Origin of the sequence: Microbacterium sp. Cr-K32, assembly GCF_000708345.1 — a bacterium.
GTDB classification, from domain to species: Bacteria; Actinomycetota; Actinomycetes; order Actinomycetales; family Microbacteriaceae; genus Microbacterium; species Microbacterium maritypicum_A.
On record NZ_JARD01000008.1, the window covers coordinates 205667 to 224999 of the forward strand.

18 protein-coding genes and 1 tRNA gene are annotated in these 19333 nt (G+C 66.5%); 9 read left to right on the forward strand and 10 right to left on the reverse strand.

Translation table 11 applies throughout. The annotated features are described in order from the left end of the window. Positions 1–545 precede the first annotated feature (545 nt). Positions 546–1109 carry a hypothetical protein gene (locus tag GZ64_RS20135; protein ID WP_231479812.1) on the reverse strand — a complete coding sequence of 188 codons (564 nt, stop codon included), beginning with the start codon at positions 1107–1109 and terminating at the stop codon, positions 546–548. Positions 1110–1261: 152 nt separating this feature from the next. Between GZ64_RS20135 and GZ64_RS0102350 the strand changes: the two genes are divergently transcribed. Then, positions 1262–1450, forward strand: a complete 189-nt coding sequence (locus GZ64_RS0102350) for a hypothetical protein (RefSeq protein ID WP_136025449.1) — start codon at positions 1262–1264, stop codon at positions 1448–1450. Between the two features lie 306 nt (positions 1451–1756). Here the strand turns inward: GZ64_RS0102350 and GZ64_RS0102355 are convergent. After that, a tRNA-Ala gene (locus GZ64_RS0102355) sits at positions 1757–1829 on the reverse strand. Positions 1830–1975: 146 nt separating this feature from the next. On the opposite strand from GZ64_RS0102355, the gene GZ64_RS0102360 reads away from it, so the two are divergent. Next, entirely contained in the window at positions 1976–3046 is a 1071-nt protein-coding gene (locus GZ64_RS0102360; RefSeq protein WP_029264984.1) for an NAD(P)-binding domain-containing protein, read from the forward strand. On the opposite strand, the gene GZ64_RS0102365 is transcribed toward GZ64_RS0102360, so the two are convergent. The 3 genes from GZ64_RS0102365 to GZ64_RS0102375 all read right to left on the reverse strand — a co-directional run bounded on the left by GZ64_RS0102365 (position 3033) and on the right by GZ64_RS0102375 (position 7192). After that, positions 3033–4055: a DUF2804 domain-containing protein gene (locus GZ64_RS0102365; protein ID WP_029260188.1), complete on the reverse strand. Its 1023-nt coding sequence runs from the start codon at positions 4053–4055 to the stop codon at positions 3033–3035. The two genes, GZ64_RS0102360 and GZ64_RS0102365, sit on opposite strands and share 14 nt — an antisense overlap. 375 nt (positions 4056–4430) lie before the next feature. Continuing rightward, positions 4431–5963, reverse strand: a complete 1533-nt coding sequence (locus GZ64_RS0102370; RefSeq protein WP_051667810.1) for an MFS transporter — start codon at positions 5961–5963, stop codon at positions 4431–4433. Continuing rightward, entirely contained in the window at positions 5960–7192 is a 1233-nt protein-coding gene (locus GZ64_RS0102375) for an amidohydrolase (protein ID WP_029264986.1), read from the reverse strand. Before GZ64_RS0102375 ends, GZ64_RS0102370 begins: the two co-directional genes overlap by 4 nt. Before the next feature lie 104 nt (positions 7193–7296). On the opposite strand from GZ64_RS0102375, the gene GZ64_RS0102380 reads away from it, so the two are divergent. After that, positions 7297–8328, forward strand: coding sequence for an Lrp/AsnC family transcriptional regulator (locus GZ64_RS0102380; RefSeq protein ID WP_029260191.1), 1032 nt, complete (start codon positions 7297–7299; stop codon positions 8326–8328). Between the two features lie 163 nt (positions 8329–8491). Here GZ64_RS0102380 and GZ64_RS0102385 read toward each other — a convergent pair whose 3' ends face one another. Further along, positions 8492–8998: an aromatic ring-opening dioxygenase LigA gene (locus tag GZ64_RS0102385; protein WP_231479818.1), complete on the reverse strand. Its 507-nt coding sequence runs from the start codon at positions 8996–8998 to the stop codon at positions 8492–8494. 944 nt (positions 8999–9942) lie between these two features. Here GZ64_RS0102385 and GZ64_RS19355 point away from each other — a divergent pair. Next, positions 9943–10440 (forward strand): Rieske (2Fe-2S) protein, encoded by a 498-nt coding sequence (locus tag GZ64_RS19355; protein ID WP_051667811.1) that lies wholly within the window; start codon positions 9943–9945, stop codon positions 10438–10440. A 437-nt stretch (positions 10441–10877) separates the two neighbouring features. On the opposite strand, the gene GZ64_RS19960 is transcribed toward GZ64_RS19355, so the two are convergent. Both GZ64_RS19960 and GZ64_RS19965 read right to left on the reverse strand, forming a co-directional pair. Then, positions 10878–11234 carry a hypothetical protein gene (locus GZ64_RS19960; RefSeq protein WP_168436350.1) on the reverse strand — a complete coding sequence of 119 codons (357 nt, stop codon included), beginning with the start codon at positions 11232–11234 and terminating at the stop codon, positions 10878–10880. A gap of 1218 nt (positions 11235–12452) precedes the next feature. Beyond that, positions 12453–12602: a hypothetical protein gene (locus tag GZ64_RS19965; RefSeq protein ID WP_168436349.1), complete on the reverse strand. Its 150-nt coding sequence runs from the start codon at positions 12600–12602 to the stop codon at positions 12453–12455. A gap of 109 nt (positions 12603–12711) precedes the next feature. On the opposite strand from GZ64_RS19965, the gene GZ64_RS19970 reads away from it, so the two are divergent. The 5 genes from GZ64_RS19970 to GZ64_RS0102420 all read left to right on the forward strand — a co-directional run bounded on the left by GZ64_RS19970 (position 12712) and on the right by GZ64_RS0102420 (position 17437). Beyond that, on the forward strand, positions 12712–14145 hold the full coding sequence (locus GZ64_RS19970; RefSeq protein ID WP_197020496.1) for an Ig-like domain-containing protein: 1434 nt from the start codon (positions 12712–12714) through the stop codon (positions 14143–14145). 62 nt (positions 14146–14207) lie between these two features. Next, positions 14208–14999 carry a hypothetical protein gene (locus GZ64_RS0102405; RefSeq protein ID WP_029260196.1) on the forward strand — a complete coding sequence of 264 codons (792 nt, stop codon included), beginning with the start codon at positions 14208–14210 and terminating at the stop codon, positions 14997–14999. After that, the gene (locus GZ64_RS0102410; protein WP_029264989.1) at positions 14996–15523 is read left to right on the forward strand and encodes a hypothetical protein; all 528 of its coding nucleotides are present in this window, start codon (positions 14996–14998) and stop codon (positions 15521–15523) included. The genes GZ64_RS0102405 and GZ64_RS0102410 overlap by 4 nt, the downstream gene beginning before the upstream one ends. 28 nt (positions 15524–15551) lie before the next feature. Beyond that, the gene (locus GZ64_RS0102415; protein ID WP_021198545.1) at positions 15552–16208 is read left to right on the forward strand and encodes an NAD(P)H-binding protein; all 657 of its coding nucleotides are present in this window, start codon (positions 15552–15554) and stop codon (positions 16206–16208) included. A gap of 20 nt (positions 16209–16228) precedes the next feature. Further along, positions 16229–17437, forward strand: coding sequence for a glycoside hydrolase family 3 N-terminal domain-containing protein (locus tag GZ64_RS0102420; RefSeq protein WP_029264990.1), 1209 nt, complete (start codon positions 16229–16231; stop codon positions 17435–17437). Positions 17438–17440: 3 nt separating this feature from the next. On the opposite strand, the gene GZ64_RS0102425 is transcribed toward GZ64_RS0102420, so the two are convergent. Together GZ64_RS0102425 and GZ64_RS0102430 are read right to left on the reverse strand one after the other, a co-directional pair. After that, positions 17441–18304 carry a hypothetical protein gene (locus GZ64_RS0102425; RefSeq protein WP_036330946.1) on the reverse strand — a complete coding sequence of 288 codons (864 nt, stop codon included), beginning with the start codon at positions 18302–18304 and terminating at the stop codon, positions 17441–17443. A 1-nt stretch (position 18305) separates the two neighbouring features. After that, positions 18306–19331 carry an App1 family protein gene (locus GZ64_RS0102430; protein WP_029260199.1) on the reverse strand — a complete coding sequence of 342 codons (1026 nt, stop codon included), beginning with the start codon at positions 19329–19331 and terminating at the stop codon, positions 18306–18308. Positions 19332–19333: the final 2 nt, after the last annotated feature.

A 19333-nucleotide genomic window follows, 5' to 3' on the forward strand; every position in this document is an offset into this window, starting at 1 on the left:
TCTTGATCGGCCTCCGAACATCAACAGGAAAGGCCGCCACCGGATGCGGTACGCCAGTCAACGTAGCACGATGGATGCGCTCGACGAGGCGGGCAGGGTGTCCGATGAGGACCCCCTGCCCGCCGGTGCGCGCGAACGCGGGGGTCAGCCGATGGCCAACGCGATCTCGTTCGGGAGGTGGTCGATCTCGACCGAGGCGATGACCTCGCCGGTGGTGAGGTCCACGGCGTGCACGCTGTTCGCGGCGGGTTCGGTCACGTAGGCGATGTCGCCGTCGACTTTGATCGCCGGGTGCGCGTCCTGCCACTCGGCCGGGCCCTCCCACGGGTCGAAGACCGGGGGCGCCGACGACTATCGGGCTGGTCTCCGACACGAAGGCGTTGCCCACGCGGCCGTACGCGTCGGGTGCAGCGAGCCTCGTGAACGTCTCGTCCTTGAACAGGAGCGCGCCGTTCTCGCACCCGAAGATCACGGCCTTGTCTGCAGCGGTTCCCTCGCCGTGGATGCCGGGGCACTCGGCGCTCGCCGCGGCCTCGGCCCAGTGGTCATCGTGCGCGTGCGGCGCCTTGGCGCCGGTGCGAGAGGTCTCGTCGCCGACGGAGCGTGGCGTCCTCGAGCACGATCGAGACCCCGTGGTGCGGGGAGTCGGCCGTGTATGTCGTGGTCTCGGGCAGCGGGTCGTAGCCATCGGTCGGCACGATCGTGGTGGTGCCGGTGCCGTCGTCGAACTGTACGGTGTTCTCGCCGTGGATCAGGACGTGACCGGGCGTGGTCCCCTCGAACAGCGCGTTGGTGAGGGCGGGCTCGGCGGTGTCGAGCATCTGGAAGACCTGGGAGGTGGTGACGGCGATCGTGCGGCCGTCGCCGAACGCGTTCAGACGCGTGAACTCCTCGGCCTCGAGCTCGTCGACGACCTCGAGCGTCTCGGGGTCGAGCATGACGATTCCACCGGGGTAGGAGATCGCGACGCGTCCCGTCTCTGTGGCGGCGGACGGCGATTCCTCACCGGCGGGCGCGGAGCTCCCCGCTCCGCCTGCGCAGGCGGTGGCGAGCAGCGAGACGCATGCCAGTGCCGCCACAGCGGCACTCATCCGCATGTGTCGCTTCATTCAGCGAGGAGCTGATCACGCAAGTCGAGGACCTGATAGCGGCCGAGCGGCGTTCATACTCCGCGACTCGGTTCTATCGGGTGTTCGAGGATGGGCGGTGGCTTAGCAGTGTCACATTACCGTGCGAGCTATCTTCGGCGTCGGTTCGCCGAGTGTTGAAGGACAAGTGGCTCGGCGAAGTCGACTTCACGCGGAGCTTCGACCACAGCAACGTCGTGTTGATGCGCCTTGAGGTCGTGGCTGATGTGCTGAGCAAGGAAGACATCGAAGGCCTGCTCGACTTGCCAACTGTCGACGGCAACGGTTTCAGCCAGGAGGTCGGCACGACCCTGTTTCTCTAGTACATGCGGCAGGAGTACCCAGGCACGATCTCCGAAAAGGCAGAGGTGCGCCTAGAAACGGATCGGTGAACAATTGTCCCAGGAAGTCGGAAGCGTATAGTGCTCGGCTAGCGCGTCGCACCCTCTAGGTGTGACGCCTGCTAACCACCCCGACGGTATCCCGCAATGTCCCGTATTACCCCGAGAATTCCGGCGCTGCGATCCGCAGGAGGAATGAGGGCAGAAGCTAGTCGGACCGCCCGCATTCGTATGACCCGGAACGCGGGGAATACAAGAAAACCCGCGATCTCTCGCGGGTTTCTTTCGTGGACCTGAGGGGACTCGAACCCCTGACCCCCTGCATGCCATGCAGGTGCGCTACCAGCTGCGCCACAGGCCCAGACGCTGTTCCGGACCAGCCGGAGCAACTTGAAAAGAGTACTACACGAATCGACGCGAACACCAATCGGGGAGGGCATCCCGGGCGCGTCACCGTGGCATGCGGAGGGGAGGAACAAGCGCGCGGCGCCGGGCGTTGAAACCTGCGTGAGCATCCTCGACAGTCTGGTGATCGGCGCAGGGCAGGCCGGCCTTTCGGCATCCTTCCACCTCTCGAGGCTGGGTATCTCGCATGTGGTTCTCGACGCCGACGGACAGCCCGGCGGCGCCTGGCAGCACCGGTGGAACGCGCTGACGATGCGCGATGTGCACGGCGTCGCCGAACTGCCCGGCGACACACCGCCGCCCCGCGACGGTGCACGCGCCAACGAGGCCGTGCCCGCATACTTCGCGCGATACGAGAAGACGCACGAACTCCCGGTGCTCCGCCCCGTGCGCGTGGAGCGCGTCGAGGACGTCGACGGCCGTCTCGTCGCACGGGCGGGTGAGGGGGAGTGGATGACCCGCACCCTCGTGAATGCGACCGGCACGTGGACGCATCCGTTCCTCCCGCACTTCCCCGGTATGGAGACGTTCGTCGGTGAACAGCTGCACACCGTCGACTACCCGGGGCCCGAGCACTTCATCGGCAAGCGGGTGCTCGTCGTGGGCGGGGGAGCGTCGGCCGTGCAGTTCCTCGGGGCGCTGGCGCCGATCACCGACACCCTGTGGGTGACCCGGCGCGAACCGGTGTGGCGCCATGACGACTTCACGCCGGAAGCGGGAGCCGCAGCCGTCGCCCTCGTGGAGCAGCGCGTCGCGGCCGGTCTCCCTCCGGAGAGCGTGGTCAGCGTCACCGGACTCATGCTCCGCCCGCAGGAGCGGGAGGCCGAGCGTCTGGGTGCCTACGCCGACCGGCGCCCCCTGTTCGAACGGATCGAACCCGACGGCGTGCGCTGGGCAGACGGCAGCTTCGAGCAGGTCGACGTCATCCTGTGGGCCACCGGCTTCCGCCCTGCGATCAGTCACCTCGCCCCTCTGCACCTGCGCAGTGCAGCCGGGGGCATCCAGCTCGACCGGAACGGTCGAGGTACGACGGCGGTCGCAGACCCCCGCGTGCAGTTGGTCGGCTACGGGCCGTCGGCGAGCACGATCGGCGCCAATCGTGCTGGTCGCTCGGCGGCGAAGGGAGTGCAGCGCGCGCTGCAGTCTGCAGGCGTGCGCATCACCAGCGGTTGAGCACCTCCTCCGCGAATCCCTCGATGCCGTCGACGCGCACCCGCGTTCCGTTCTCGTCGCGCACCCAGCCGGTCCAGACACCGAACAGCTGATCGGTCCGGCTCGAGATGACCAGCGCGTTCGTGTGCGAGTGCTTGTCGTAGAACGGGGTGAACACGAGGTCGGCGCTCGTCCCGTGCACGTGCCACGGACGCATGAACTGCTCGGAGTCGTAATCCCACACGAGCTCTTCACTAATCTTCGACAGCCGCCCGTCGACGAGCAGCGCGTTCTCCGTGGCACCCGAGCCGTCGGTCCACTTCGCACCGAGCTGCAACCCGATGACGCGGCCGTCGACGACACCGCTGGCCGCAGCCCAGTTCCAGCGCACGCGATACGGCCAGCGCCCGCGACCGTGGTCCAGTACGGCCCAGCTTCCGGTCGGCACCTCGTGCGCCGCTCCGTCCACCGTCACTGTTCCGGTGGCCGGGCGTGCGACATCTTTGACCGTGTACTGGAAACGGGGGATCTCGTCGCCGAGGCGCCACGGCACGACGACACCGAGCGACTCGTGTGCCTCCGGACGACCGGCCAGCAGGTCGATCGAGACGCGGGGGGTGGAGGCGCGCAGGCGTGTTCCGTCGAAGGTCTCGTCGATGTCGACGGTGATCCGACGCGTGCGCGCTCGGGTGGGCCCCGCGCCGAGAGACGACGGGAGCGTCGCGCTGCGCCCTCCCGGCGAGATCACCGTCGTGTCGATGTCGTCACCGGTCGCGCGATCGAGCACCCACAACTCGTGCAGAGCCATGTAGTCGACGCACGAGACCGTGACGGCGACGATGTGCGACGGCGTCATCACGTTCCAGTACTCCCACCGCTTGTTGCGCCCCCAGTGGCCGCGGCCGGGGATACCCGAGGTGTCGTGAACCGGTGTGCGCGACCAGCCGAGAGCCTCCCGGTTCAGCATCCCGGTGGGCGTGGTGAGAGATACGTGCGCGGTGATCTCGCGCTCGATCAGCGGTGTGGGCATCGTCGTCCTGCTGTCCGGAGGAACACCGTCTCGGGTCGGTGTCGTTGCCCTGAGTGTAGAGGACCGGGTGCGGAGGACCGAGCGCAGAGCACCGAGTGTCGAACAGGGGAGACCGCCGCGGATCGGTATGTCGTGGTGCTCGTCTTGGCGTTCGTCCGTGCTGAGACACCCGGTTGGGTAGTCGATCACGCCGGACGACAACCAGAGCACGACCAGCGTGAGCGTGCCGTCGAGGTGGCCGGACCCGAGTGCCTTCCCCATACGGGGCCCAGCGAGATGAAGCGGGCCGTCCGGCGCACCGCCGGCTCGAAGCTGAGACGGCGTGAGGAGGTGAGGCGCCGGGGCGGCGCCTCACCTCCTCACGATGCGCCGGCTTCAGCGCTTCTGCGCGGATACGGTGCTTTCCCCGGAGAAATCGTCCTCGTCGTTGTACTTGCGCCCCCTGGGGACGGTCGTGACGATCGAAACGATCGCGATCACCAGGAAGATCAGGTTCACCCCGCAGGCCACCATTGCGGCCTCACGCACGGCGACGTTCCCCTGCTCGCCGTGGAAGCTGATCAGATCCCGCAGCCAGGGGACGCCACCCGCCTCTGTGATCGATGTGAAGATCGTCAGTGAGATCGCGGCGCCGATGGCGGCGCCGAGCGACGATGCCATCTTGTAGATGCCCGCACCAGAGCCGGCCTGGCTCGCAGGCAGATTCGAAAGCGCCGCATCGGTCGACGGCGTGGCATAGAAGGCCAGGCCCACGCCGAACAATGTGTACGCGATCACGGCGAGAATCTCATATTGGCCGAGCATAAGGTTGGTCGGCATCAAGAGAACTGCGGTGAGAGCGACGACGAGGGTGCCCCAGACCATCGGCTTGCGTGGGCCGAAGCGACGCAGCATCTTTTCGCCCACGCGGATCAGAGCGATGATCGAGACCGCGTAGCCGAGAGTGAGCAAGCTGGCTTGGAGCGAGCCCAGCCCATTCGGTTCGGCAGCACGAAACAGCTGCTGCGAGACGAGGAGCAGGCCGATGGTCATATTCAGGATGAAGTTGGACAGCGTCGCACCTGTGAACGTAATGTTCTTGAACAGCGCCAAGTCGATGAACGGATTGTCGGTGTTACGTCGCTCGATGAGGATGAATGCCACAGCGGAAACTGCCACCACCGCCATGAGCGCCAGCGTTACCGGCGCGGTCCAGCCGATCTGACGGCCGAACGTGATGATGATCATCAGGGCCAGCGTCATCACCATGAAGGCCACGAGTCCGGGGACGTCGAACTTCCGGTGTCCTGTGGTCGGCGCCTTGCTCTCTGGCGTTCCCCAGATGAGAACGGTCGAAGCCAGCGAGACGACGATCGATGCGATGAAGATCCAGCGCCAGTTCTGCTCGGCCAGAAGCCCTCCGACGATCGCGGAGAGTCCTGAACCGCCCCACGAGCCGATCGACCACATCGAAACGGCGCGCTGCCGTCCTGGACCTTCCCAGTACGTTCGAACGAGGGCCATCGTGGCCGGCATGACAAGGGCGGCTGAGAAGCCCTGCAGTGCACGTCCGCCGAGCATCAGCGGAAGCGCGACGGGACCAGCTGCGGATACGACCAAGACCGAACCGACAATCCCGATGATGTTTCCGATGATCGCGATCCTCACCCGCCCTACCCGATCTGCCACTCCGCCCATGAGGACGATGAACAGCCCCGAGAACAGGGCAGTGATCGATACGGCAAGGTTCATCTGATCGGCGGTGATGTAGGTCTGATCGACGTTGATGTCTGCCAAGACCTCCTGCGCGACCGTTCCAAGGGACCCGGCGAACAGCCAGAAGGTGAAGACGCCGAGGACGATACCGATGAGCAGTTTCGGTGTGCCGCGGTACTCGGGCGCCGCGGTGGCGCTGGTGCTGGCGCTCATCGTGTCGCCTCCGTGTTCTCACCGAGGTATGCCAGGGCCGCAGTCACCAACGCCTCAGTGCCCGTTCTCAGCGTCGGCTGCATCTGGGGAGCGAAGAGAGGGGAGTGGTTCGGCGGTGCGACGACCCCCGATGGGAACCCGCCGAGTCCCCAGTACGTGTAGGGAATGCCGAAGGCCTCCGGAATCCGAGAGAAATCCTCGCTCGCGGCCAATGGTGTGAGGGCACCCACCCGCGTGTCGCCGAGGCGAAGGCGCATCGCATTGGCCACTCGTTGCGTCGTGGCAGGGTCGTTGTCAGTGAGCGGGAATTGATCGTAGTACTCGAACTCCGGCTCTCGAGGGCAGGCGGACGCTGCGCATTCCGCACGTACGATCCGTTCGATCGCTGCGACGATCTGATCGCGGATATCGGACGAATACGCGCGGGTGTTCACCAGGAGCTCCGCGTGATCGGAGATGACGTTGCTCTTCGAGCCTGCGTGCACAGCGCCGACGGTGACGACGGCTCGCTCGCCGGGTGGCAACTCACGGGACACGATGCTCTGCAGCCGTTGGATCACGGCCGCGGCGACGATCACGGGGTCGACGCCGAGATTCGGCATCGCACCGTGGGAACCCTGACCGTGGATCATGATGCGGATGCTGTCCGCGCAGGCCAGGCTCGGCCCAGCGACCACTGCGATGGTGCCCGTCTCGATTCCGAGCACATGCTGGGCGAGAGCGACATCCGGTCGAGGGATCGCGTCGAGCAGCCCGGCGTCGATCATCGCCTGTGCTCCAGCGGCAGTCTCCTCCGCCGGCTGGAACACGACGATGAGTGAGCCATTCCACGCATTCTGCCGTTCGGCCATCAGCCGCGCCGCACCGAGCAGAGCAGCGACATGTATGTCGTGCCCGCACGCGTGCATGACGCCGACGGCATTCCCGTCCCCATCCTGAGCCGTCACCGTGGACGCGTAGGGCAACCCGGTCTGCTCCGTCACCGGGAGCGCGTCCATATCGGCACGCAGCAGCACTCGCGGCCCGTCCCCATTTGCAAGAACTCCGACGACCCCACCACCGATGTGATGCACGTCGTAACCGAAGCCGTCGAGCTGGTGTGCGGTCACCCCGACTGTGCGCTCTTCGTGGGAGCTCAGTTCAGGGTGGCGGTGAAGATCGAGGTAGATCAGTTCCTGCCAGTCTCGTATCGCATCGAGTTCGACGAGAACTCTGTCCGCGGATGTCATCGTTCGTGACCTTTCATCGTGGGATTCTGGACAGTCATCACGGTAGATATTCACGGGCTTGCGGCCGTCCCGGATGTCGAGTTCGACGTCAGACTGGGGTCACGATGAAGAATGATGCCCTCGACGCCCTGGACTTACGGTTGATCAGCGCACTCCAGGCACGCCCCCGGGCGTCGTGGTCGTCACTCGCGCAGGCACTGGGATCAAGCGATGCAACGCTCGCGCGCCGGTGGGAGACGCTGAAGGACGAAGGCGTCGCATGGATGACCGTCGCACCGAACCTCTCGCTCGGGCATGGCTCGCTGGCGATGGGGATGGCACTCGTCGAGGTGCGTGTCAAGAGCGGATGCCTGACGAGCACCGCAGCCTCACTTGCCGCGCACCCCGAGATCGCGACGATCGAGGTCACCGCTGGGGCGCGGAGTCTGATGCTCACCGTGATAGCCGGAAGCCCTCAGGCGTTATCCGACTTCCTCCTCGATTCGCTCGACGCGCATCCCTTCGTCGATGGCATCCGCTCGTACCCTGCGAGCTGGACATACCGAGATGCGAGCAGATGGCGCGTCTTCGCCGGCGCCGCCGGCGACCAGCACGACAGGCGTGCGAGGCCAGGTGCCCGCACCCGTCCCCGACTCCCGCACCGCGATCTTGCCGAGTCCATCGCGGCGGTGCTTGCGCAGGATGGTCGCGCCACGGCGGATCATGTCGCCAAGGCGTTGGATATTGGCATCCGCACCGCGCGGACTGGTCTCGCACAGCTCACCGCATCCGGGGAGATCCGCTTCCGCACAGAGGTGTCGCGGGCTTTGGCCGGCTGGCCTGTATGCGCGTGGTTCCTTGTCTCGTCGTCAGCGGCCCACAGGGAGAGAGACGTTCGCACGCTGGCCGCTATGCCGGAGTGCCGGGCGGTGATGCACACCATCGGCCCGTTCGACCTCGCCGCGGTGACCTGGATGCGCGAGCTCGCAGACGTGGACGTCATCGAGGCAGCAATCGAGGACAACGTGCCGCCGGCGCGGATTCACGATCGAGTTCTCGTGCTCCGCACCGTGAAGTTGATGGGGCGTGTACTGGACACCGTAGGCCGCAGCGAGAAGCACATTCCGCTCCCCGTGTACTTGAATCTACGCGGCTGAGCACCAAAAATGCTCGCCGGAGCAACCGTGAGCAGGAACACGAGCGTAGCCAGCCACCTGCCTGTGGTGGCTGGCTACTCGGCCAATGCGACCTCGCACGGGTGCGATGACGTGGAGGACGGGCCGCTCGCCTGGAAACTCCCATCCGGGCGCTAGCAAAGCGTCAGGTCGTTGCAGTGCTCCTCGCAACGGAGAGGGCCCGCAGTGCCCACCCGAACAGTGCCGACAGCGCGCCGATGCCTATGGCGAAGGCCGCGACGCCGAAAGAGACGACGGAGGTGAACAGCGACGCACGCAAGAACGAGGCGTTCATCACGGTCGCTCGGACCGGATCATCGGTGGCCAGCTCTGAGTAGGTGCTACCGTCCGACGCTGCAAGCGCGTGGTGCTGGATGATGTCGGCTTGAACGAATGCGGTGAAAGGGCCAGCGACAGTCTGCCCCTGGAACGCGATCGCGTCGTCTGGAATCGTGATGTTCTCGGCACGCAGTTGCACGGAGACCATGACCCACACCACTACGCCGACGATGATGAGCGCGATGCCCCCGATGATGCCTAGCGTTCCGATGAGCTTCACGCCCTTCATCGCGCGACCTGATGGTGCGACAGAGCCTTCGGACTGTTGTGCGTGTTGCGACACGACGAACTCCTTCTCATTCGGAACGTACATCCTCACGCTAGATCCGTCCGCGATCGAGTGCCGGGTCGGTAGGCCAGAAATAAGCGGGTTCTGAGAGTCGACGTCAGCTCGGACCCACCTCACCAGCATCACCGAGCATCGATGCGTCCGCTTCATACGCATCAGCCGTCGACTTGCCTCGCGGTCTCGCGACTGGTCATACCTAATCCACCGCGTCTCTCCCCCCAAGTCGAGACGAAACGACACATCCCTGTCGGGTGACTTCCTTAGCGTGGACGGCGAAGCCGACCGTCGGCCCCCGCTCAATGTTCAGGACCGCATCATCAGACCCGCCGTCAACACCCCATGCGAAGTGCCCTCTACCGTCCGCATCTCGGACATCGTCGTGAGCGGATGCGGGCGGGTCTACGCATTCCCTCCGGATCTGCCCCAAGCGGCCCGCGTGGCGGGCCTCGGCCACCCACGCTACAGAGTCGGCTATGTGGATCGCGTCGGCGCCGGCTGGCTCCCGCGGGACTTGGGTAACCGTATCGCCGGACACCGGACACGGTCGCGCTTGCACGCTGTCTGCTCGGTCGTAGCGAAGGCTGGCGTATCGATCAGTACCCGATCCGATCTCCGGAAAGCTGCTGTCTTCAGAGTGGGCGTCGCTGACGCGAATGAGAGCTCCTTCGTGATCCATTTGGATCCCCTCGGAACCGTCAAGCTCGGCCACCGGACCCCGGATGATCGCATCCGATTCGACAGGGAGCTGGGAGCCGTGTGGGCCACAGGGACTCAGTATGCGGCGCTCGGCTTGGGCCAGTACAGCGACACCCGAACGCTGCACCGAACGATCGGTGCAGCGGTCCATGCACTCCGACGACTCGACACCGCTACAGGTGCTCTTACCCACGCCGAGCCGTGACGTCCCGTTTCCGCAGCCCGCGAGCAAACGGTCCGGACCGGCGAGAAGGACAAGGATTCACACCATCATGGACGTCTTCTCCCGCCGCACGCGGCCCTCGAACGCACACTGCGTGACTGAGGTCACCCTGGCGCCTCGCGAGGTCGATGAGAAGGAACTCGACTTCCTGTTCGGACGGCCAGCACAGTTGCCAAAGCGCCGCTCGACCCGCCGCACCGCGAAGCAGGCGCCGGAGGTCCACGCCGTGACGCAGAGCACGTCGGTGAGCCTGGGCAAGGTGGTGCCTTTTCGTGTTTCTGGCGCCGCTGCCGTCGTGAGCATCGCTCGAACGGCCGATGCGCTCTATGCATTCGCGGAACAGTGTCCTCATGACCGGGCGCCGCTCTCGGACGGCCTGCTCACCAGGCGTTTCATCATGTGTCCTGCCGAGGGATCGCTGTTCGACTTGGCGTCTGGGGCCGTCGTTGCGGGGCCAGCATCGACCTCACTCGTCGTATTCGAGGTGTGGGAACGAGATGGCACGATCTTCATCCGCGACAACCAGCGGGTGCTCGCGAACGCCTGACGGTGAGAAGATCGCGTCCGCTTCGCGTCTGCTGTTCAACTGATGGGTTCCGCAATCGAAGAGGGGCTGTCACACTGAGGACCGCGACGCAGTCGGTCGTGCCGAGTTCGATCGAGAACTGCATGTGCTGGAGGAACGATGAACGTCTCCGCAATCCAAGAGCAAGAGCCGGCCCGATTCCGCCGCGGGATCGTCAGCGTCGTCGTGTTATCACTGGCCGCTGCAGCAAGCCTGTTCGGTGCTGCTCCGGCTTCGGCAGCACCTGGTGTCCTGACAAGCGTCGCGCTCTCCGTGACATCCGATGGAACAGCCCCTTTCTCGGCATCGGACGGTCCGGGTCTGGATTCGTCAGCCTCGAACGGTGTGGTGCGAACGAACGACTCGGTCACCTACCGGTGGGAGTACGCGATCGCCACGGCAGGTGATGTGACATTCATTCAAGCGCTTCCTGCCGGCATGCGTTGGGAGCCGAGTTCCACGGCCTCATGCCTCGAAGGGGCAGGTGCGATCGACACGTCCGGGTCAACGCTCACATGCACGCTCCCCGAGCTGGCGTCCGGTACCGGCGCGTACCCCGTGACGGCGACCGTCCTGACCGTCCCGGATTCATCCCTCCTGGAATCCGTTGTCACCTCTGGAGCCTTCCAGTCGGCCCCCGCCATCGTCACAGCGTCCGCGGCGCCGCGACTGGCACCCGATCTGCAGACCTCCGGTGCCACGGCGGCGGCCAACGGTCCGGGGGATTCCAGCGACATCGCGGGATACAACATCGCGATGACGGCGGATTTGTTCATGCCGATCGACTCTGCGACGGGAACCCGCGGTCTCGAACCCGGTGCGACGCCCTTGACGTTCCAGATCGTGCTTCCGGGTAACTTCGCCGGCGGGCTGCTTGCGGCGGGGACGAATTGCACCACGAACACAGGTGAAGCGCCGCTGGGTGGTGGAGGTGGTAGTTCCGCTGTCGTGGACTCCGGGGCAGTCGTATGCGCCCAGGCCGGGGGCGCCGGCTCGCCGATCACCGTCACGTTCGAGAGCCCGGACCAGACTCTCTCCAGCTACCCCACGAACATCGGATCCCATAATCCCGGCGCGTACTTCGCCGCGTCCCGGATCGTGGTGTGGTTCCCGGCCTCATCGTTCCCCGTGGGCGTCGTGACGACCGGGACGTTCCAACTGACGGGCTTTGCGCCGCTCGGCGCCACAGGAGCTGCGAACTACGGTGGCTTCGCGCCCGGACAGGAACCTGGGGCTGCTTGTGAGACGGTGCCCGCTCGGAACTGCGTCTCCGTGAATGTCCTGCGGGCGGGAACTCCGCAGCTCTCAGGCGGGACTGCTTTGACGACGAGTTCCACCGCCTTCTCGGCTCCGCTCCCCGACGCTTCCAGCGCTACCTCGAATGATGGTCCCATCTATTTCGGCCAGGACTACTACGGGGTCGCGGCGATGAACACCACAGCGGCGAGCCCGGACGCGTTCAATGCGCGAAGCTGCATCACCTGGGATCCCGCGCTTCACACAATCGACGCGGAACGTGCTCCGAACGCGACGCGCAACGGCGGCTCGACGACCAACGTGGTTCTCGAGTACGGCAACACGGCCTACCCGGATGATGCGGCGCGTCGGGGACCGAACTGCGGCTCAGCCGGTGATGCCGCGGCGGGCTGGTTCGCGAACATCGCCGAGGCGGGAGGACCCGGCGCTGTCACGGCAGTGCGAGTGCGTTTCCTGGACCCTGCCCCGGGAAGCACGGGAATGAACCTGTTCGTGCCTTTCACCCGGACAGAGATCGACACTGCCCCCGGGACGCCGATACCGATCTTCAGCAACTTCACCGCAGATGATGCCCCTATCGCCAACTCGTCGTACAACCCCGCGACGAATACGGGAGCGAACGGAGCCCGCGGCCTTGCCGCTGACGCCAAGGTCCGTGCAAACACGACCTGGGACACCGAATCGGCCCAACCGGGCGAAGCGCACGAGATCACCATCACGCCCACTGTCACCAATGACTACGTGGTGCGCACCGCCGTCGACGTCGTGATCACCACCACTCTCAGTACTCCGTGCGCATCATTCCAGACGGGATCCGCATCCCGCCCTCCCTCGTCGATCACACCTGCGACGGTGAACTGCGCCGGCGGCGGGGTCGGCCAAACCATCACCTGGAACCTCGGACCTGTCCCCACAGGGACAGCGCTGGCGCCCATCACTTTCACGGCAGTCCTCGATCCGGCCACCCCGTTCCCGGCAAGCGGTGATGCCACCACCGTGATCGCAAGCCCCTCCGACCCGGCCAGAGAAGCTGTACGCACGAGCAACGATGAGCTCATCGTCAACGCCGTCGCAGAGTTCACCGTAACGAAGACGGCATCCGTCGCCGCCGTCGCACCAGGAGTGCCGTTCACCTACACGATCGGCTGGGCGAACAGGCTCGCGACTTCTGTAGGGACTGCATCCTTCGTGGACGTCCTCCCCTTTGCCGGCGATATCCGAGGCACCGCAGGGCTGGGAGACCTCTCTGTCGAGTCGGTCGAACCACGTGACGGCACCACTGGCGTGGCCGTCACATACACCGAAGACCCCTCAGCGAATGTCGAAGCCGCTATCGCCGTCGATCCATCCGGGGCAACCGGCATCAACTGGGTATCAGCTCAACCTCCCACCGTCACAGCCATCCGCTTCATAACCCCGGAGCTGACGCCCGGTACGGTCCAGGCGATGGACATAACGCTCACCGCTGTGGCGCTCGCACGCAGCGGTGTCATGGTCAACGACGTGTGGGGCGAAGTCACCGAGATCCCGATCCCCATCACCGCCGCCGCCGCAATCGAACTGGAGTCCGCAGCATCAGAGGTATCCGGATTCGTGTTCCACGACATCGATCGCTCAGGAGACCTCTCCGCAGGCGACACGCCCGTCGTGAGCCCTGTCGTCCAGATCATTGACGGATACTCCTACGGCGCCAACGGAATCGACGACGGCGGAGGCGGGGATGACATCGCCCTCGCGTCGGTGTTGACCGCCGACTCCAGCGCTGACGGCACCTACCTGTTTCCAAGCGTGTCGGCCGGAAGCTACGCGGTCACCGTCGTGCCGCCCACCGGTACGAGCCTCGCAATACTCCCACCGCTGCCGGTGCGGGTCGCCCCGAACACCAGCATCACGGATGTCGATTTCGGCGTCCGCGCGAACGCGGATGCGGGGTCGTCGAGGATTGTCGCGGATCCTGTCGTGATCATCGCGGATGGGGTGTCGACCTCGACTATCACGGTGAGCTTGCTCGACGAGAACGGGAACCCGGTGACCGACGCGGGGGATGTCGTGACGATGTCTACGGACGCTGGCACGCTCGGTCCCGTGACCGACAACGGAGACGGCACCTACACGGCCACGCTGACCTCCTCGACGACCGTCGAGACCGCGACGATCGGCTTTGCCGTGGATGAGGTCGCTGGTGACGCGACGGCGACCGTCGACTTCATCGCCGGACCGCCGGCACCTCCGAACCCACCAGCACCCCCGGGACCGCCCCTCCCTGCGACCGGTATCGAGATCGGGGGAGGTTTCGTCACCGCGCTTGCTCTCGTACTGCTCGGACTCGTCTTCTTGCTCCGTCGCCGAAACCTCCGCGTGGGAACCGGGGATCTGGTGTTCGTGCCCTCCCTGACCGAACTGATTCCAGGTGATGGTGATCAGCGCTAGGTGCGAAGAGCACACCGGAAACCATGCACGGGAGCAGATCGGCTCCTGGCTACGCTGAGGGCATGCTCCGCATCCTGTTCTTCGTCGTCTGGCTGCTGCTGTCCGCCTGGCTCGTGGTCTGGGTCGGGGAGGGGCTGTTCGGCATCGATCAGAGACAGTCGATCCTTCCGTTCTCGGGAGAGGACACACTGGGCGCTCCGATCATCATCGGTGTGGCGTGGGGTCTGCTGCTGACCTTCGGCGGGATCCTGTCGGGGCTCGGGCGCCGTAAGCGGGTGCGCGGAGAGACGCAGATCGGAGTGGGCACGATCGTCGAGGTCGCGCGCACCGGTCTCACCGTCAACGACGTGCCGCAGTACGACCTGTTCATCCGGGTGACACCGAGCACCGCAGAGGAGTTCATCGCGCAGCTGCGCACGCTGGTCGACGCCTCCGATCTCGCCGGCCTGCAGGTCGGGCTCCCGGTACCCGTGCGGTACAGCCTCACGGACCAGGACACGGTGGAGCTCGCCGACCTGAACGACCCCACGGTGCGGGACGCGATGCTGCAATGGCGGATCGAACGGGGGCTGATCGATCCGCGGCAGGTGCGGGCGCGCACGAGCGGCACCCCGGTGACGGCATCCGTGCTCGAGGTGCGACCGACGGGGCGGCGTCGTGAGGGGCAGAGCGAGCTCGCCCTGCGCGTGCTGATGGCGCCGGAGGGTGCGGCGACCTGGGAAGCGGACACCACGGTCTTCGTGTACCCGCAGGCCATTCCGCACCTGCAGGTCGGAGCCCCGGTCTGGGCGTTCTATCGGCGTGAGGATCCGCAGACCGTCGCAGTGACGATCGAGAAGGAGGAGGGGCGATGAACCCGATGGACACGCTCATCTGGCTCGTGAACTTCCCGGCGTCGCACGGATACGCGATGGTGTTCATCGCCGGGTTCTCGATCCTCGGCCTGTTCGCGCTGTCGGCGCGGGGCGCGATGCCCGGCGGGGAGCTGCGGGCCATCCGCGAGCGGGAGGGGCTGCTGCGTGCGGATCAGCGTCCGCGCGGCCGTGTCGGGGGAGGAATCATGCGCATCGGTGCGCGCATCCTCGCTTTCCTCATGCTCGCCTGCCTGGTGATCGGTCTCCTCAGCCTCACCGGCGTGCCCCTCACCCGTGCGTACATCTACGACAACGGCCGACCGACGGCGGCGACTCTGGATGGTGACTGGGTGACGTTCACGACGGCCGAAGGCGTCGAATACACGCTGGAGAGCAACTTCTTCACCCCCGCTGTGTATCCCGACCGCGACGCGTACATACCCGGCGGTCAGCTGATCGTCGTGCGCTACCTTTCGAGCCATCCACAGGCGTTCGTGATCGACAGCGACCAGACCCCGCGCTGAGTGCGGAGGGGGCGCGTAGGGTGAAGGCATGTCGCGAATCATCGTCTTCGGCGGCCACGGCCGCATCGCCCTCCTGCTCGCGCCGCTCCTCGTCGCACGGGGAGACGAGGTGACCGGGGTGATCCGCAACCCTGACCATTCCTCCGATGTCGAAGCCGGCGGTGCGAAAGCGCTCGTCGCCGACATCGAGAACATGGATGTCGAGGCGCTCGCCGAGATCATCCGCGGTCATGACGCCGTCGTCTGGTCGGCCGGCGCCGGTGGCGGATCGGCAGAACGCACCTACGCGGTCGACCGCGACGCCGCGCAGCGTTCCATGGACGCGGCAGAACGCGCGGGCGTCCGCCGGTACGTGATGGTGTCATGGCTCGGGTCCACCGCTGATCACGGTGTGCCGGAAGGCGACTCCTTCTTCCCCTATGCAGACGCGAAGTGGGCCGCCGACGAGCACCTGCGTGGCACCGGTCTGGAGGGCACGATCCTCGCGCCGGGCACGCTCACCTTCGACGATCCCACCGGTCGGATCCAGCTCGATCCGGACGGTCGTGGAGCTGTCGCGCGTGCCGACGTCGCTGCCGTGATCGCTGCGTCCCTGCACGAACCGTGCACGGTCGGCCGGACCATCCGCTTCGGGAACGGCGACGCCGACTCGGCGGTGCCGATCGCCGAGGCGCTGTCCTGCTGAGACACGCCACTTCGCGCGACATGGAGAATCGGCGCCGGGGACGGACGGCGAGCGCACTCGCGCTCGCCGCGGTGATGGGGCTCTTCGTCTCGTCGGGCGCCTCAGCGTCGGCGGTGGGCGCACCCTCGACGTCGGGCATCCCCGAGTCCACGGTGTCGACCAGCGGATCTGAGCTGCTCACCGCACGTGCGAAGGCGCGGGTGCAGGAGATGTCCGTGGCGGAACAGGCAGCGACGGTGGTGATGGGGCACGTGGCAGGAACGGACCCGTCCGCCCTTCGGTCGTACATGGAGTCCGGACTGGGAGGATTCATCCTCATGGGGGCCAATATCCCCGCGACCGAAGCGGAGTTGCAGGCGCTCACGGCCGCGCTGACGGTCGATCCCGGTCTGCCACCGCTCATCGCCGTGGACCAGGAGGGCGGCTTCGTCTCCCGACTGCACGGTGACGGCTTCTCTGCCTCCCCCTCCCTGAAGGGGCTTCCGGTCGCCGAGACGTCCGCGGCGTTCACCGCGCGGGGCTCTCTGGTGGCGCGAGCGGGCATCACCGTGAACTTCGGAACGGTCGCCGACTACACGGACGATCCCGGCTCGTTCATCCACGGTCGCGCGCTCGGCACAGACCCTGCCGCGGCGGCGGAGCGCGTGGCGGCGGCAACCGTCGCGCAGGAGCAGTTCGTCGCCTCGACCCTCAAACACTTCCCCGGCCACGGCGCGGCTCCGGGTGACTCTCATCACGCGATCCCGAGCACCACGATGGGAATCGAGGAATGGCGCGCCACCGCGGCCGTGCCGTTCGTCGCCGGTATCGACGCCGGGGCCTCGCTGCTGATGTACGGGCATCTCGCCTACTCGGCGGTCGATCCGCTGCCGGCATCCCTCTCGCCGCGGTGGCATGAGATCGCGAGAGACGAGCTCGGCTTCACCGGGGTGGCGGTGACCGACGACCTCGGCATGCTGCTGTCTTCGGGAGATCCGGCCTATGCCGACCCGGTCACGAACGCGGTGGCGGCGATCGCTGCGGGGAACGACCTCGTGTTGATGATCGCGGGGTCCGACGCGCAGACAGCCGGGTCGATGGTCGCCGGCATCGCAGCGGCGGCCGAAGCGGGGACGCTTCCGCCCGAGCGGCTCGAGGAGGCGGCGACACGCGTGGTCGCGCTCCGGATGCAGAGCGCCGCGGCGACCGCCCGCTGGTCGATCTGCGACGACTGCGAACCGGTGGACTGACGGTCAGGCCGCCTCGCGAGCTCCGTCGCCGAGCCAGGCGTTCAGCAGCGCTGCGCGCAGGGCGGCGCCCCGGTCCGCGAACCCTCGCTGCCGACGGACGTACTCGGCCTTACCCTCGGTCGTCTCGATGCGGACCGGGACCACGTCCCATGCCGAGAGGTCGTACGGCGCAGCCTGCATGTCGAGCAGTCGGATGTCGCGGGCGAGCTCGAACGAATCCAGGAGGAGTTCGCCGGGGATGAGGGGCCCGAGTTTCGTCGCCCACTTGTACAGGTCCATCCCCGCGTGCAGGCAACCGGGCTGCTCGAACAGGGGCTGGTCGTCGCGGCTCAACGACGTGCGGTTGCGGGGGACCGCTTCGGGGGTGAAGAAGCGGAATGCGTCGAAATGGGTGCAACGCAGCTCATGATTCTCGACGACGGCATCCGTGCCCGCCTGCCCGAGCCGCAACGGCACCGCGTGGCGATGCTCGTCCGCGCGGTACACCATCGCCCACTCGTGCAGGCCGAAGCAGCCGAACTGTCCGGGGCGGGATGCGGTGCGGCGGAGCATGCGCTCGATGAGCGCGGCCAGCTCCGTCTTCTCTGCGCTGAAAGCCGCCGCATCCGGCACGACGCTGCCGGGCGATCGCCCGGGGGAGTACCACCGCCAGTCGCGGCGTTCCGGCGCATCGGCGAGTTCGACACCGGCCCCCGGATGCCATCGACGCAGGTGCGCGGGCTTGTACGAGTAGTAGGTGAAGAGGAAGTCCCACACCGGATGCTTCTCCGCCCGCGTCGACCGTTCGCGGTGCGCCGCGGTGAGGGCGTCGGCGCGTTCACGATGCGCCTCCTCGCGGAGGGTCCAGTCCCGGCGGGCGATGGTCATGTCAGTGCAGGATGCCGGCTTCGCCGAGCAGATCGCGAAGACCGGCGCCGTCCTCGGCGCTCACCCACGGAGCGGCATCTTCAGAGTGCGGTTCGTGACCGGCGCGTCCACCGGCGAGCACGGCCTCGGCGGGAAGCAGACGACGGATCGCGACGCCGGCGACGGAATCGGGGTACTCGTCCATGAACTGGCTGTAGATCGACTCGTCGTGCTGGCCGTCGTCTCCGATCAACAGCCATTTCACGTCGGGGAACTCGGTCGCGAGGCGACGCAGGTTCGTGAGCTTGTGTTCACGCCCGCTGCGGAACCACCGTTCGTGAGTGGGACCCCAGTCGGTCAGGAGCATGGAGCCGGCGGGGAAGAGATGGCGACCGAGGAAGCGCCACAGGGTGGGGGCGACATTCCACGCACCGGTGGAGAGGTACACCATGGGTGCACCCGGGTGCTGGCGGAGCAGCTGGTCGAGGAGGACGGCCATCCCCGGGACGGGAAGGCGTGCGTGCTCGTCGAGCACGAAGGAGTTCCAGAAGGCGATGAAGGGACGAGGCAGCGCCGTCACCATCACGGTGTCGTCGACATCCGACACCACGCCGAACGAGGTGCCCTCGGCCACGATGAATGCGCGAGCCTCCACCGGCGCCTGACCCTCGACGGAGAACGTGAACGTCTGCCAGCCGGGTTCCAGATCGACACGGATCATGGCATCGACCACGCCGCCGCGGTCGGCCGCGACCTGGTGGGTGGTCTCGCCGAAGTGCACGCTGACAGCGGCGAATCCCACCGGGATGCCGACGAAGCTGCGCCATCCGCGGACGCTGGCGGGTTCACCGTCTCGGGTGCGACGCTGCGGCGGGACGATCAGCACCCGGCCGACGACGCGGACCCAGCCCGGACCACCGTAACCGGGGAAGGGAAGGATCGTCGCGACACGGCCACGACGGCGCGCACGACCTTCACGCCAGACATGGAAGCGGTGTTCGAGTCGGGCGAACCAGTGGATCCGGGGGGCTGGGGGAGCCGATGCCATTG